Here is a 13,792-nt window from a genome sequence, read left to right as displayed (position 1 = left end):
GGCGCTTAAGCACATGAATACGCCGAAAGACGACAATCCGCCCGACCACAACAATGATCGTGGCTCCGGCAACTCGAAGCCGCCAAAGACCTACAATATCCAGATCGACAAGAAGCATTACGACGTCGACAACCCAACTCCGATGGGTCGGGACCTGCTCCTCCTTGCGGAGAAGAACCCGCCGGAGCGTTTCCAGATCTTCCAGCGCCTTCCCGGCGGAAGCCTGGAGGAGGTGAAGCTTGAAGCGACCGTCGACCTTCAGAACCCTAATGTCGAGCGGTTCGTCACGCTGCCCTTAGACCAGACCGAGGGCGAGATGCCGGAGGTTCCGCTTAAGCGGGACTTCCAATTGTCCGAGAGCGACATGGAAACCCTGGATGGTCTTGGGCTCCGCTGGGAGACCATTCGGGACGGCATGGTGGCGGCGGTGGTGATCCGCAACTACCCAGTCCCGCTCGGTTACAACCATGCTGCGGTGGATATTCACCTGCGGATCCCGACGGCCTATCCAGAGGCGCAGCTGGATATGGTTTATGTCAGCCCGGCCTTGGCCCGAGCCGATGGACGGGGGATCGGCGCGTTGTCCATGACGCCTTTTGCAGGCTCCGAATGGCAGCAATGGTCCCGGCACCGCAGCCCTGCCAATCCATGGCGTCGGGGCATCGACGATATCGCCACACACCTCGCGCTGGTAAACCACTGGTTCGTCCGCGAATTCGCGACGACGGGCTGAGGCCATGCGGGTCACGCTCAGCCTGACGCGGGCGCAGCACGCCCAACTCTCGGACCATCTCCTCGCAGGGGATGGCCGTGAGTCCGTCGCCCTCGCTCTCTGTGGTCGCGCCGCCGGGAGCGAGATTCATCGTCTCCTGGTCCACGAAATCATCGAGATCCCTCATGAGGCCTGCCCGACCCGCACCGAGGATCGGGTGACGTGGCCGACGAGCTTCCTGCTGCCGCTTCTGAGGAAAGCGGCCAAACGTGGGATGGCGATCATGAAGATCCATAGCCATCCCGGAGGCTACCCGAGATTTAGCCCCATCGACGATAAGTCCGATGAAGCACTCTTTCCCTCCATCCATGCCGCCTGCGATGGCGGTGCTCCGCATGCAAGCGCGATCATGCTGCCGGATGGGCGAATCATCGCGCGGGCGCATCACGAGGACGGCAGTCCCTCGCCAATCAACTGCATCGGTGTCATTGGAGACGACCTGACCTTCTGGCATGCCGATGACGTGGCGGAGGAGGTGCCGGAGTTCGCCCGCCGGCATGCGCAGGCGTTCGGGGAGGGGACCTTCCGGCGCCTGCGTCGACTGTCCGTCGCCGTGGTGGGCTGTTCCGGGACAGGCAGCGTCGTCGTTGATCAGCTGGCTCGTCTGGGCGTAGGGCGGTTGGTCCTCGTGGATCCGGACACGGTGGAGGAGAAGAATCTCAACCGCATCCTCAACACGGTCCGGCAGGATATCGGCCGACCCAAGGTGGCGGTCTTGAAGGACTTCATCCACTGTCTAGGCCTGGAGACTGAGGTCGAAGCGATCGAGCGCGATCTCTCGGAACCTGTGGCTCTGAGAGCGGTCGCGTCCTGCGATATTGTCTTCGGGTGCATGGACGGTGTCGAGGGGCGGCAGCTTCTCAATCGCTTGGCCACCTTTTACATCCAACCCTACTTTGATGTCGGCGTGCGTCTCGATGCTGATGGTCAGGGTGGAATCGATCAGATCTGCGGCAGCGTCCATTATCTCCATCCGGGCGGATCGAGCTTGATCACCAGGGACGCCATTACGGACGAGCAGATTCGGGCGGCGGGTTTGCGCCGCACCAATCCCGACGACTACAGGGACCAAGTGGAACGGGGCTATATTCGGGGCATCGACGAGGACCGCCCTGCGGTCAATGGCGTCAACATGTTCTTCTCGAGTTTGCTCATGATGGATTTCCTGGCGCGTCTCCATCCCTATAGGCTCGATCCGAACGAGGAATATGCCAGCCAGACTATCAGTCTGACGATTGGATCATGGCTGAAACGGGTTGACGGAGATCCTGACCCCGTGCTTGCCCGGTATGTCGGTCGTGGCGACGCGACGCCTCCGCTCGATCAACCATATCTCGATCAGGGGCAAGGTGCATGATGCTCGGGAAGACTCAGAACATCATCCGCGCGCTCGGACGGCGTATCGCAGCATGGAGAGGCCGACATCTGGTTTCCTTCGTTGACGAGGATCCCGAGCAGGTAGAATCTGGCAAGATCTACGTCATCGGGGAGGGCGGGCACCCTTGGTATGCCGCGATGGCTTGTCCGTGCGGCTGCGGAGAGACCCTCAAGCTGGCGATGATCGAGGGCAGCCGACCGCGCTGGAGCTTTGTGCGTCATTGGGACGATACGGTTTCACTAAAGCCGTCCGTATGGCGAAAGGTCGGATGCAAGAGCCATTTCTGGGTACGTGATGGCCGCATCGATTGGTGCTGAAGCGTCATACACATCAATTCCGCGAAGTTGTGTGAGTAGAGATTGCCCAATAAACAGAGTGCCCGCCTCATTGGGGAGGCGGGCTTAGGCTTCATTTGAGGAGCGCTATGGGATGACAATTACCATCCTATGAGAGTGTCCTTATCAAAGCGGCCCAAGGTTGAGGGGAGCGCCTGGCTGACAGAAGCACGGCGGAGATCCTGCTTATTCCCTGTATGCCGGTGGAGCATCCGAGCAGTCGCGAGGAAAAATTCTCACAAGGTGTGATTTGAATTTATGATCCCCGTGACCTCAGTGTTAGCGTGTCGGCCAAATGTCACTCCCCTTAGCTGACAAGCCAAGATGCGAGGCCTGATAGTGATCAAGCGCCAAACTGCCGAATGCCTGAAGCTGCTTGAGAGTGATCTACATACCCTCTCAAGATTGGTGATAACCCATAGAACGCCTGTCACAGAAGGGGATATACGCGCAGCATCAGCAATCTTGAGGCGATGGTCGAATGAGGGGCTGATAGGGCAGCTGTGCAACGAGCTCGGTGTAACACCGAGCTTTCCAGTATTGGACAATCAGGCGATCATTGATGCTCTTCCAGAAGAGCCGAGTGTGACGTTCTTTCTTACAGGAGGAGTAAACTTCAATGGCACTCCAATAATGGCAATTTATCATTCAGCAAAATCCGTGGGGAATGGGCCGATTTTGCTGGTTGATACAATGATCACTCGTCTCATGAATACGGGAAAGTTTTTGCGCCAAAAGCGGGTGTTGTTTGAGGGGGGTTATTTTACTTGCGAGGATATAATTACTTTTACCGCAAACAAGCTCGGTGGGGTGCACCTCGACTTCGATCGCAATCCTCGTCAAGCGCAGATGGAACGTGCTGCCGAGTACATGACCTTCGGTGGGCCGCCGAGCAAAATCGCGACTGAGCCTCCTGGCGAGATCTATCTCGTAGTTGAGCCAGATAGCACCGAAATCCTAAGTGGCTTCCATGTTGAGATCATTGCAGCGGCGGCATCCCTCTTATCGATCCATTTTGACGGAAAGCCCCTTGTGGATTTTACCATCAGACGCAGCCTTTGGCATCGCCTTACAGCTTTGGTGACTCGAAAGAAGGTGCCTATGGTCGAACTACATGATTTCCGGCCTCACCTGACGGAGGTCAGAATCTGAAAGGCCGCTAGGATCAGTCCATTTCGAATTTTCAACGACATGTGTGCAAGTCATGCAAATTCTAGTGAAAATCACGCGATTCAGATCTCAGCATGGACCCGTCGCCAAGTGGCCCGCGAAATGAACAAATAGAGAACATAGTGCCAGGCACGTCAAGCTGTGAGAAAAGCTGTCGACAGCAACTTGATCCATCGTGGGGCGCTGTTATGCAAGGATCACGTGCAGCGTAGCCAGCATGAAATCCTGCGTAGCTCCGGCGCACTGCTTGCCACCCGTTCGACCGTCTTCGCCATGTCCCAACTTGCCGCCACCCAAATCTCGAAGCCCGCTGACGAACAGGCGTTCGAACGCGCGTCCGTCGTGCTGTGGTCTTGTATCCTCGATGACCCTACCGTGCAGAAAGTCGGGCGGCGGGGCCAGGGCCAGGACGGCGTCGACCTTGTCGGTATGCGCGACGGCGACCCGCGCCATCTCGTCGGCGTCCAATGCAAGCTGAAGGCCGGAGACCGCAAGTTGACGGCCGCAGAGGTGCGGGAGGAGCTGGGAAAGGCGCTCGGCTTCGAGCCGGCGCTGCGCGAATACTACATCACGACGACGGCTGCCGACGACGCGGCGATGCAGAAGCTGGCGCGGCAGATCAACGTCGAGCTCGCCGACCAAGAGCGCGAGCTGCGCGTCTTCATCTGGGGCTGGAACACGCTCGAGGAGCATATCGTCCGCCACAAGCGGGCGATCGAGGAGTTCGACCCTGCCTACAGCCCTTTCGGCCGGGCCGTCGTCGAGAAAACCGAGGCGGTGTTTGAGAAGCAGGTGCAGCTGTCTGACGAGTTCCAGGTCGGCGTCGCGACGATCCTGACCGAGATCCGCGCGTCGCGAACACCCTTGGACGCGCCTCCGGGCGACGCAACGATCTCGGTGCAGATGTTCGGGGAGCACCTCGACGCGCAGGTCGATGGCTTGCGCGACCTCATCACGGTCGGCAAGCCGCAGGACGCCCTGCCGCTGTTGGAAAGCTTGCTCGACAAGGTCCGTGAGACCGCTTCCGGACGCATCCTGTTCCGCATCACGGCCAACATCGCGAGCTGCCGCATCGCCATGGGCGACGAGGAGGGCGGCATTCCGCTCCTGCTGGAGGCTTACGAGCACGCGCCCGAGGAGCCGAAAGCGGTCGCGAACAAGGCTTATGCTCTCATCCTGCGCGGCGCATGGAAAGAGCTCGCGGCCTTCGGTGCGGAGGCGCTGAAAGCCGATCCGACGAACGAGGTCTTGGCGGGCTACCTCGTCCAGGGCGCGCGGCATGACCCGTCCGTCACCGATCCCTTGGCCCTGGTGCCGGAAGGACTGCGCGCCTCGGAGGCGGTGACCATCGCCCATGTCTTCTTCCTGCGCCACCGCGACGATCCTGCTTGGCGCGATGCGGCGCGCAAGGCCCTCGAAGCGTTTCCGGACGACGAGCACGCGCAACAGTTCGCTGCGGACGCCGACCTCGACGACATCATCCAGGACCGCCACTTCCAGCGCACGCACCTGCTGACCCCCGACCAGAAGGCGCGCCTTGCCGAAGCGATCGGGATCCTGACGCGGCTCTGGGACAAGGCCCGGAACCCGAACGGGAAGGTCGCGGCCTATGCGCTCGGCCCCTGCGCCAACCTAATCGCGGCCCACACCATCGACGGCAACTTTAAAAAGGCGCTCGAGGTGGCCCGCCAGGGCCTCGCCGTCGCGCCGGACGACCAGGGCCTGCTGCTGCGCGCCGCGATCGCCGCTGTGGAGGCCAAGGACGATTGGGCCGGGGAGCTCCTGGCGAAGCTTCCGCCAAGCCCAGACGTCCGGCTCCTCGCGTTCCGCCACCACAGCGCCCGTGGCGATTGGGAGGATGTGGCGCGTTTCGCCGACTTGCAGCCGGGAGACATTCCGGAATGCGACCGCGAGATGGTCCAGGTCGCGGCCAGGCTGGCCCGGATCCGCCTGTCGGGCGACGATCCGCGCGAGCTCCTCGCGGCGATCATCGCGGGGGCGAAGGACAACCCGCGCGCCTGCGTCGTCGCGTCGGCCTACGCCAGGGAGCACTGCCTCGACGACTTGTCGGAGGAGGCTTACGGGCACGCCGTATCCGGCATCCGTGACGACACCCACATCGCCGACCGCCTGATGGTGGCGATGCAGGCGATCAGCCGCCATGACTGGCCGCGCGTCGCGGACCTGCTTGACGGGTGGATCTCCGAAGATAGCGACGGCGAAATGCTGCGGGCCGTGGCGGCGGCTTACGTCAACGTCATGCCCGTCAGGGAGCAGGCGGTGCGCTTTTTCGAGCGCCTGCCGGCAGCCGTCATGGGCCACCCCTACTATCTGAACGCCGCAGGCATGTTCCATTTCAACCGGGGCGACTTGGACCGGGCGGAGACCTGGCTCCGCAAGGCGGCGGATGCCGCGCCCGACGTCGAGAACTGCCTCGCGCTCTGCGCTACGTTGAGGCGGAAAGGACGGCGGGACCAGATCCCCGGCTTCCTGGCGAGCGTCAAGGTGGAGGAGCTGAAAGGCGCGCCCGGGCAGAAGATGGGCTTGGCACAGATCATGCACGAGGCGGGGTTCAGCGACAGGACGATGGCCTACGCTTATGACGTGTTGCGCCGGTCGCCCAATGACCAGGAGGCCGCGTCGCGCTATCTCGGCCTGATCCTGTTCGACCGGGCCGGACGGCTGATCCCGTCCGTGACGGAGGCGGGCGTCGGCACTTGGGTCCGCCTGGAAAGAGAGGAGGGCAAGCCCTTCGCGTTCCTCATCGAGGAGGGGAAGGACCGGCCGGCGCAGGGCATCGTCAGCCCGCGCCACGCCCTAGCGGCGCAGACAATCGGGCTCAAGGTCGGCGACACGTTCGTGCAGGAGAGCCATGTCGGCGAGGGCGTGACCTGGCGCGTCGCGGAGTTGAAGCACAAGTACCTGCACGCGCTCCACGACATCATGGAGAACTTCGAGACGCGCTTCCCGGACGCGCAGGGGTTCTACACGATGACCGTCCGGGACGGCGAGATCGAGAAGACCTTGGAGCAGGTGCGCAAGTTCGCCGAGACGAACAGGACGTTGGCCGACTTCTACCTTGAGCAGCGGCTGCCGATGGCTCTCGTCGCCTCGCTCATGGGGGGCGACACGGCCGGGTTTGCCGATTACATCAGGTCGCTCGACAAGGCGGTGGTCGCGTGCACCGGCCTCCACTCCGAGCGCAACGACGCCTATGCGGACCTGGACAAGCGGCGCGCCGCGGGAGTTGTCCTCGACACCTATGCGGCCTGGCTCGCCGCGATGACCGACACCTTCGACGTCCTTGAGGCGGTCTTCGGCAAGCTCGTGTTGGCGCGCGCCACGATCGACGATCTGCGGATGAAGAAGGAGCGTGACGAGCTCCTGCGCGCCGGATCGCTTACGGTCGCCTGGCACGACGGCGAATTCGTCAAGCTGGAGCACACCCAGGAGAGCATCGACGAGCGCGTACGCTACGTGCGCGACCAGATCGCGAAGATCGAGCAGCATTGCGCCGTGCTGCCGGTCCAGATCCCCGACAAGCCGTCGGAGGTGGCCGAGGTCGTCTTAGCTCGCTTCGACCCCCACGTCCTGGACGCTGCGTATCTCGCCGCGGACGGCTACATGCTCCTTTCCGAGGATTTGTATTACCGGCGCGTCGCGACCGAGGCGACCGGCGCGCATCCGGGCGTCTGGCTCCAGATCGTCCTCGCCTACGCCCGAGACAAGGAGATCATCTCCCTGGAACGCTATGGCGAGCTCATGGTCCAGTTGGCGTGGTGCCGGCACAGGCACCTGTTCCTTGACCCGAAAACCTTGGCCAGCGTGCTGGTGAAGGACGACACGCCTCGTCTCGACCGGCTCAGGGCCTTGGCGCAGTTCCTGGGAACCGAGGACGCCGACATGATGTCCCACCTGTCGGTGCTGGACGAGTTCCTCAAGGTTCTCTGGAAGGCGTCCGACGTTGGCATGGCCAAGAAGCGCATGGCGTCCGGCATCCTGCTGGAGCAGATCGTCCGCAACCAAGGCGAGCTCTGGAGCTTCGTCGTAGGTTATTTGCGAGTCGACGCCCGCTCCGGGTTCCGGGATTACGCGCGCGAATGGCTTCGCGGCCACTTCCTGCCAGAGGAGCAGGTCGTGGCGCGGGAGGCCGAGCTCCGGGCGATGACGGAGCGGGTCGATCGGCGCTTACGGGCGCCGCGGAGGAGGCGCGGACGAGCCGCAGGGCGTAGCAAGGGCGGCCGTTAGGCTGCCGCGCTCACTCGTCGTCTTCCGGCTCGTCGGTTGAGAACGGATAGTCGCGGAACTCGTCGATGCGCGAAAGGGCTGCCCGTGCTACGGCCTCCTGAATGCCGTCGCGGTGGATCATTTGGCTGAAGTATGGCTGTATCAACGCGATGCGACCCTGATTGGCCGCTTCGCGCCAGTCATGGTCGCAAGCGCCGGCCGACATCGGAAAGGCCTTCAAACGGGGAGGCTCGGGGATCGTCGCGACCTCGACTTTCCCGGCATTCGAATTGGTCTGGCAAGGCTCGCGGTCAGGAGTCCAAACGATCATCGCGTCTATCGCGCGCATCAGGCTTCTCCTTGCTTGTCCCTCGGAGGGCGCATGTGATCGCCAACGTCCGATTTCAACGTGTTCACGGAGCATCCCGGTCCACATTGATCATGCGAGAACTCCATGCATCCACCAGCGTCCACCCTGATCGGTTTCGACGCGGTAAAGCTCAATGCACTCAAGGCGGTCGTTGCGATCGGGGATATGCCTCAGAATGTGAATTTTGCGATCAAGGCAGGAGCGCCGGTGACATTTTTGGAGAGTACACGAATTGGTTTTCAGGCCACGGCCAACTCAACACGCCTCACGCCGCCTGACCTTGCGGATGCCGCGAACAGCATCAGTATCTTTATCCGATGTGAATGATGGCTTCGATGATTCCTCGGCGTATTCACAATATTGGAGCCGGATGTCAGCTGAACCCTCATTACTCCGCATCCGAGCAGTGACGGAAGACCGGGTACAATTTCAGCATGACCGTGCTGCAGGAGGGCTATGAGGCTGCCCTAAACCTCTCAAAGGCTGTGATCTGTTGAGTGAACGGCTCCACATCCCTGCGATAGATCTCTTGTCGCAGGAAGGTCAATTCCATCTCGTGCGACGCCTCAGGAATCTCAATGAACCAAGATTTAGGGCGCCCATCCGCACCATCGTTCCAACGGTAGCCACGCTTCTTAAGCATATCCTTCATGTCGAAAGGAGAACCCTCGGCCCAGATCCGCAGGACTGTTTTTCGGGCGGAGGTCAGAAGGTGGGACATGGCATAGCCCGCATCGCTGGGGAGGGGACGTGCCAGCACCTCAAGAAGGGCGTGACAATCCTCGACAGCACGGTGGCCTTGGTGAAACCAACCACAATGCGACAGTAGGTATGCGAGCTTTGTGCCCTCGAAGCCGAAATCGGACCAAGACATCTCGGCATGGGAGCACGCCCAGGCCTTTAGGGAGAAGCCCTGGGTGAGACGTTCGCAAAATGGACGATCGAAGCGGGCGTTATGAGCAATCACGAGATGAGCAGGCTGGAGGAAATTCTCCACAGCATCAAGATCAATCGTTTGACCCGTTACCATATCGGGCGTGATCCCCGTGATCCGTGTGATTTCAGCCGTAATAGGGATGGAAGGTTCGCGCAAAGCATTGAAGGTCCCGATCACATCCCCGATGCGCCCATCCTCACTATATGTGAAGGCCACCATGCCAAGCTCGATGATCTCGTCCTGGGAGTGATCTAAGCCAGTCGTCTCGGTGTCAACGATGATAGCTAGCTTTTCACCTGGAACCGCGACGCGGGAAGTCATCACAGGACGAGGATGGAGGCGGCGTAGGATTCGATATTGTCCACTTGCCTCCAATGCCTCGGCTGCAGCCTCGAAATAAGTGGAATCAAGCTGATACGGACGCCTCTGCTCCGACCGTTTCACCTCGATGTCAGAGGTGAGAGGTTTCTGAATTGGTGTCTCTGTCTCGTCTAATCCAAGAAACAGATCTGCCTGTCCCCGCATTCAGCCCTCGCAGCAATGCTGCCCCTGTTCATGACCGCAAGACCATAGGACTAAACTGGTCGCCATAAAGTTAAGGGCCGGTCAACGCATCTCTGACATTGTTTCAATAGGTTCTGGAGCTGCTAACGGCCGCTTCGAACCTGACGATGAAACTAGTGAGGGGGGTGGACCTGAAATGTCGGGCTGGAGAGATTAGAGAAACCAGAAGGCCCGTGCCCGACTTGAGAAGCGCCTCTCCGAGCGCTTTCCTTCATGTGTTCTATCCCACGCGCTCAGGCAGCCCTTGATCCCGCCAACGCAGCGTCGCGCTATGGAGTCGTATTGGCGTCACCGTCCGCTTCTTGCGGATCGGCTGGCGCGGGCACTCGCAGCCCGCAGTGGGCAACCCGCAGGATGGCAATGGCGGCTTGGATCCACGAAGGATGAGGGACTACCAATGTCCTTCCGCACACCCCCATCACCTTATCGCGAGACCGCCTTCTCGCGTGGGCCTGGACATTGCTGCGTCTGCGAGCAACCTGTCTATCGCCTGGGGTGGCACTGTGATTTATGGGGTGACGGCAGGCCCAACAAGAATGCCACCTGGCATGCGGCGTGTGTGGTCGCCTGGCAGCTCTGGACAGCGCCGACCGATCACCTGAAGACGCTAAAACTGCGCCAGAACCGGAAATGCACGACAACTGGGAAGCGACTGCTAAGGACCGCGGAGGTGGACCATCGCATTCCGCTCTTCGCCGTTTGGTACCAACATCGTGCGATGGCGTGGCCGGATCTGCTGGCCTTCTGGGGAGCAGGCAATCTCCAAGTCATCAATCGGACCGCGCATGTCGAAAAATGTGCGGAGGAGGCGGCGCAACGATCAAAGCGGCGGATCGCCATGCTCCCTTCAATGAGCGCGGTAGAGGAAATGTCATCCTAGCGATGGCCTCTCTTCGATTGCGCTTACCGCCTACCGAACCTTGGTCACAATTTCCCTCTCGGGTAGACCGCGAGCATTGGCCAATCGATTGCGGCTGACCCTGTGTGTCACGCCACAACCGGACTGGGTCATTTTGGGGCGGAGAACGGACGTATATTTGGAGCCGAAAAACCTACAATTGGTCGCGAGAGAGTGCCCATCAGAGTATGGCTGTGCCGAAATTGGCACAAGACTTCGGGCACTTAAGAGAAGGCGCCTGGAAGGAGAAAGTATAGATATTTCAGATACTTAGATAATGGCGGAGCGGGCGAGATACAAACTTCGGTACGGTTGTTGAATTTCTGCCTTACTAAGATACTGATAAAATTGATAAAAATTGGCTGACAAATTCTCTGCTCACAGGCAGAGAATGGTTCATAGTCGACTGACTGCAGGGCGGATGATTACCGAGAAACGGCGGAGTTTCATTTGGCTGATTTACTTCTCTAATGAAGTGCAGAGCGGACATCTGATGCTTCCGCTCTGTGTCGCCCTCTGACCTTGAGCATCAGAGCTCGTACAGCGGCAGGGAAAGGCTCTCTGATGGGACCGGCACTAGGCGGGACGGGCGTGTCTCAGACTACCGCATGAACGAAATTGCCGACGTAGGATCGACAACCTCAACTCACTTTACGGCAGCTTCAGGTGAACAACGGCGTCTTCATGAAGCTTGGTAGGCCAGCAGCCAACCCCCTCTTGAAATTGTGTTGGAAGCCATTGCATCAGGGCTCCGGAATGGCTTTCGGATCAGGGCCGCTGCCAATGAAGGCGCGGAATTCTGAGATGAAGGCTTCTGTCAAGAGTGACGAAGGGCGCTGCTCGGATCGGATCGCTTCCAGCATGATGGGCGTTTCCGGAACGAAGGGCCGTACGACCACGTTCGGAAACATGCTGAACGAGGCTGAGTAAGGATCCACGATCGCAATTCCTGCTCCCGTGTTGACCATCGCCCAGGCATTGATGATCAGCCCGACCTCCATGGCGGGTTTGAAGTTGATGCGCGCCTCCGCGAAGATCCCGTTGATGATGGGCGCCAGTCCCTGGCTGCTTGTATAGCTGATCAAGGGATAGGGGGCGATATCACGAACGGATACTGCATCAAGCTCTACAAGCGGATGATCCTTAGGGATGATGCAGATCAGATTTTGGCTGACGATACTCTCGATTCTGATCCCTGGCAGTTCGGGAGTGAGAAAGCCGAAACCCAGATCGGCCGCTCCTGTCGAGACCAGTTCCATCACCTCTCGCCGCGAATGCATGTGGAACCTGATGCCAACGTCTTTGCGATTGGTCAGGAACGCACCCACGGCAGAAGGGAGAAGTGTCACACCGATCGCTGGAATGGCAACGATGTGGAGAGTGCCGCTCCGAGCCTCACGCAAACCTTCAATCGTTCTTTTGACGACATCGACCCGGTCGAAGACATGCTCGATCTGGGTAAAGAGAACCCGGGCTTCGGGTGTAGGTTCGAGCCTGCCTTTAACGCGCTTGAATAGACTGAACTTCAAGCGGTCTTCCGTATAGCGCAGCACCCCGGTGACCGAGGGTTGGGAGATGTTGAGCATCTTGGCCGCCCCGGTGACGGTGCCTGAGACCATGATTGCGTAGAAGACCTCCATCTGACGCAGATTCATGGTGTGGCGTGTCTCCGTTCCCTATCTAAGCTCGCATTCCTAGATTGGCGAAGTGAGCGTCATAAGAAAAGACCATATTTAAGCCACCTATGCTCAAGCTCTGCTTTATCGGTACACTTTATGGCGGCCTCACGCCAAGCTAAGGCCCCCTTGAGCGGCCTAGCGTGAGGCATGCTCTGGCATAGCCTCACGCTATTGGCGTGCGACATTTTCCAATTTGCCGCTCAAGGAGAAGCCCCTGAAGATCGGACCGGCTTGAAAGCCATATGCGTCCTCATCTCGGGAGTTCCACCGTTGAACATACGTGCCTCTGATAGCCTCGTGGCGCAAATGCAGGCCTGGCGGCATCATCTCCACACCATTCCCGAGACCGCTTTCGAGGAGCTGGAGACCTCGGCCTATGTGGCGGGTCTCCTGGAGGAATTCGGGATCGAGGTCAGCCAGGGCCTGGGTGGCACCGGAGTCGTGGGAACCCTCAAGAGAGGGCAGGGGCCGACCATCGGCCTTCGGGCGGAGCTCGATGCCCTGGACATCCAGGAGATTCGGGATCTGCCTTACCGGTCGCGCAAGCCCGGCAAAATGCATGCCTGCGGCCATGACGGGCATATGGCGATGCTGCTGGGAGCGGCTCGCTATCTCTCGGCCTCCGATAGCTTCCGCGGCACGGTGCGCTTCATCTTTCAGCCGGCGGAGGAGAACGAGGGCGGCGGGCGGCGCATGATCGAAGAGGGGCTGTTCGATCGATTCCCGGTGGATTCCGTTTTCGGCATGCACAACTGGCCCGGTCTCGAAGTGGGGCGGGTGGCCGTGCGCAGCGGGCCGATCATGGCCGCATCCGACATGTTCGAGATCGTGGTGACCGGCCAGGGCACCCATGCTGGCATGCCGCATATGGGCTCGGACGCCATCGTGGCGGCCTCCGCCATTGTCGGGGCCCTTCAGACCATTCCGAGCCGCTGCATCCATCCGGCCGACCCGAGCGTCGTCAGCGTCACCCAGATTCACGGTGGCCATACCTGGAACGTGGTGCCGGCCGAAGTGGTGCTGCGGGGAACCGTCCGCTCGTTCGATCCGGGCGTGCGCGATGCTATCGAGACTACGATGGCGCGGGTCGTGGCAGGCGTTGCGCAGACCCATGGCCTGTCCGCCCGCGTAGCCTATGACCGGCGCTATCCAGCCACCGTGAACGATCCGAAAGCCACGGAAATCGCCAGGAAGGTGGCCGCGACCGTCTTCGGTCCGACCCATATCGTCACGGACGAGCTGCCCTCCATGGGGGCGGAAGACTTCTCCTACATGCTTCAGAAAAGGCCCGGCTGCTTCGTCTGGCTCGGCGCCGGTCCGACCGCCGACGGGCATGTGCTCCACGGCGAGCGCTACGACTTCAACGACCGGCTTCTGCCCCTGGGCGCGGAGTTCTGGATGCGGCTCGTGGAGTCCGAGCTTCCTGCCGGGAAACCATAGGCTGAACTTATTGGAGCTTTCA

10 protein-coding genes and 1 pseudogene are annotated in these 13,792 nt (G+C 60.4%); 8 read left to right on the top strand and 3 right to left on the bottom strand.

Annotated elements, in window-relative coordinates:
• Window positions 1-13: 13 nt before the first annotated feature.
• The 5 genes from AB4Y85_RS04365 (at window position 14) to AB4Y85_RS04345 (ending at window position 7,903) form a co-directional block, all read left to right on the top strand.
• Window positions 14-733 carry a multiubiquitin domain-containing protein gene (locus AB4Y85_RS04365; RefSeq protein WP_441983621.1) on the top strand — a complete coding sequence of 240 codons (720 nt, stop codon included), beginning with the start codon at window positions 14-16 and terminating at the stop codon, window positions 731-733.
• A gap of 4 nt (window positions 734-737) precedes the next feature.
• A complete protein-coding gene (locus AB4Y85_RS04360) occupies window positions 738-2,129 on the top strand; it encodes a ThiF family adenylyltransferase (RefSeq protein ID WP_441983620.1) in 1,392 nt (463 codons plus the stop codon).
• Window positions 2,126-2,467 carry a DUF6527 family protein gene (locus AB4Y85_RS04355; RefSeq protein ID WP_441983619.1) on the top strand — a complete coding sequence of 114 codons (342 nt, stop codon included), beginning with the start codon at window positions 2,126-2,128 and terminating at the stop codon, window positions 2,465-2,467. The genes AB4Y85_RS04360 and AB4Y85_RS04355 overlap by 4 nt, the downstream gene beginning before the upstream one ends.
• A gap of 357 nt (window positions 2,468-2,824) precedes the next feature.
• A complete protein-coding gene (locus AB4Y85_RS04350; protein WP_441983618.1) occupies window positions 2,825-3,637 on the top strand; it encodes a hypothetical protein in 813 nt (270 codons plus the stop codon).
• Window positions 3,638-3,856: 219 nt separating this feature from the next.
• Window positions 3,857-7,903, top strand: coding sequence for a PIN domain-containing protein (locus tag AB4Y85_RS04345; protein ID WP_441983617.1), 4,047 nt, complete (start codon window positions 3,857-3,859; stop codon window positions 7,901-7,903).
• A 10-nt stretch (window positions 7,904-7,913) separates the two neighbouring features.
• On the opposite strand, the gene AB4Y85_RS04340 is transcribed toward AB4Y85_RS04345, so the two are convergent.
• A complete protein-coding gene (locus AB4Y85_RS04340; RefSeq protein WP_441983616.1) occupies window positions 7,914-8,231 on the bottom strand; it encodes a hypothetical protein in 318 nt (105 codons plus the stop codon).
• A 105-nt stretch (window positions 8,232-8,336) separates the two neighbouring features.
• Between AB4Y85_RS04340 and AB4Y85_RS04335 the strand changes: the two genes are divergently transcribed.
• Window positions 8,337-8,579 carry a hypothetical protein gene (locus AB4Y85_RS04335; RefSeq protein ID WP_441983615.1) on the top strand — a complete coding sequence of 81 codons (243 nt, stop codon included), beginning with the start codon at window positions 8,337-8,339 and terminating at the stop codon, window positions 8,577-8,579.
• Window positions 8,580-8,706: 127 nt separating this feature from the next.
• Here the strand turns inward: AB4Y85_RS04335 and AB4Y85_RS04330 are convergent, their stop codons facing one another.
• Window positions 8,707-9,714 carry a 3'-5' exonuclease gene (locus tag AB4Y85_RS04330; protein ID WP_441983614.1) on the bottom strand — a complete coding sequence of 336 codons (1,008 nt, stop codon included), beginning with the start codon at window positions 9,712-9,714 and terminating at the stop codon, window positions 8,707-8,709.
• Between the two features lie 175 nt (window positions 9,715-9,889).
• Here AB4Y85_RS04330 and AB4Y85_RS04325 point away from each other — a divergent pair.
• Window positions 9,890-10,633: pseudogene (locus tag AB4Y85_RS04325) on the top strand (hypothetical protein).
• A 761-nt stretch (window positions 10,634-11,394) separates the two neighbouring features.
• On the opposite strand, the gene AB4Y85_RS04320 reads toward AB4Y85_RS04325, so the two are convergent.
• Window positions 11,395-12,306: a LysR family transcriptional regulator gene (locus AB4Y85_RS04320; RefSeq protein ID WP_441983613.1), complete on the bottom strand. Its 912-nt coding sequence runs from the start codon at window positions 12,304-12,306 to the stop codon at window positions 11,395-11,397.
• Window positions 12,307-12,600: 294 nt separating this feature from the next.
• On the opposite strand from AB4Y85_RS04320, the gene AB4Y85_RS04315 reads away from it, so the two are divergent.
• Window positions 12,601-13,770, top strand: a complete 1,170-nt coding sequence (locus AB4Y85_RS04315; protein WP_441983612.1) for a M20 aminoacylase family protein — start codon at window positions 12,601-12,603, stop codon at window positions 13,768-13,770.
• Window positions 13,771-13,792: the final 22 nt, after the last annotated feature.

The organism is Microvirga sp. 2YAF29 (assembly GCF_052114605.1).
In the GTDB taxonomy this organism is placed as follows: domain Bacteria; phylum Pseudomonadota; class Alphaproteobacteria; order Rhizobiales; family Beijerinckiaceae; genus Microvirga.
The sequence above is the reverse complement of the archived record's forward strand: the minus strand, read 5'-3'. Positions and strand labels throughout refer to the sequence as shown.

What these genes read in the sequence shown, in the direction of transcription:
- AB4Y85_RS04360 (WP_441983620.1), top strand. Translation starts at nt 738, where the DNA reads ATGCGGGTCACGCTCAGCCTGACGCGGGCGCAGCACGCCCAACTCTCG.
- AB4Y85_RS04355 (WP_441983619.1), top strand. Translation starts at nt 2,126, where the DNA reads ATGATGCTCGGGAAGACTCAGAACATCATCCGCGCGCTCGGACGGCGT.
- AB4Y85_RS04340 (WP_441983616.1), bottom strand. Translation starts at nt 8,231, where the DNA reads ATGCGCGCGATAGACGCGATGATCGTTTGGACTCCTGACCGCGAGCCT.
- AB4Y85_RS04330 (WP_441983614.1), bottom strand. Translation starts at nt 9,714, where the DNA reads ATGCGGGGACAGGCAGATCTGTTTCTTGGATTAGACGAGACAGAGACA.
- AB4Y85_RS04335 (WP_441983615.1), top strand. Translation starts at nt 8,337, where the DNA reads ATGCATCCACCAGCGTCCACCCTGATCGGTTTCGACGCGGTAAAGCTC.
- AB4Y85_RS04365 (WP_441983621.1), top strand. Translation starts at nt 14, where the DNA reads ATGAATACGCCGAAAGACGACAATCCGCCCGACCACAACAATGATCGT.
- AB4Y85_RS04320 (WP_441983613.1), bottom strand. Translation starts at nt 12,306, where the DNA reads ATGAATCTGCGTCAGATGGAGGTCTTCTACGCAATCATGGTCTCAGGC.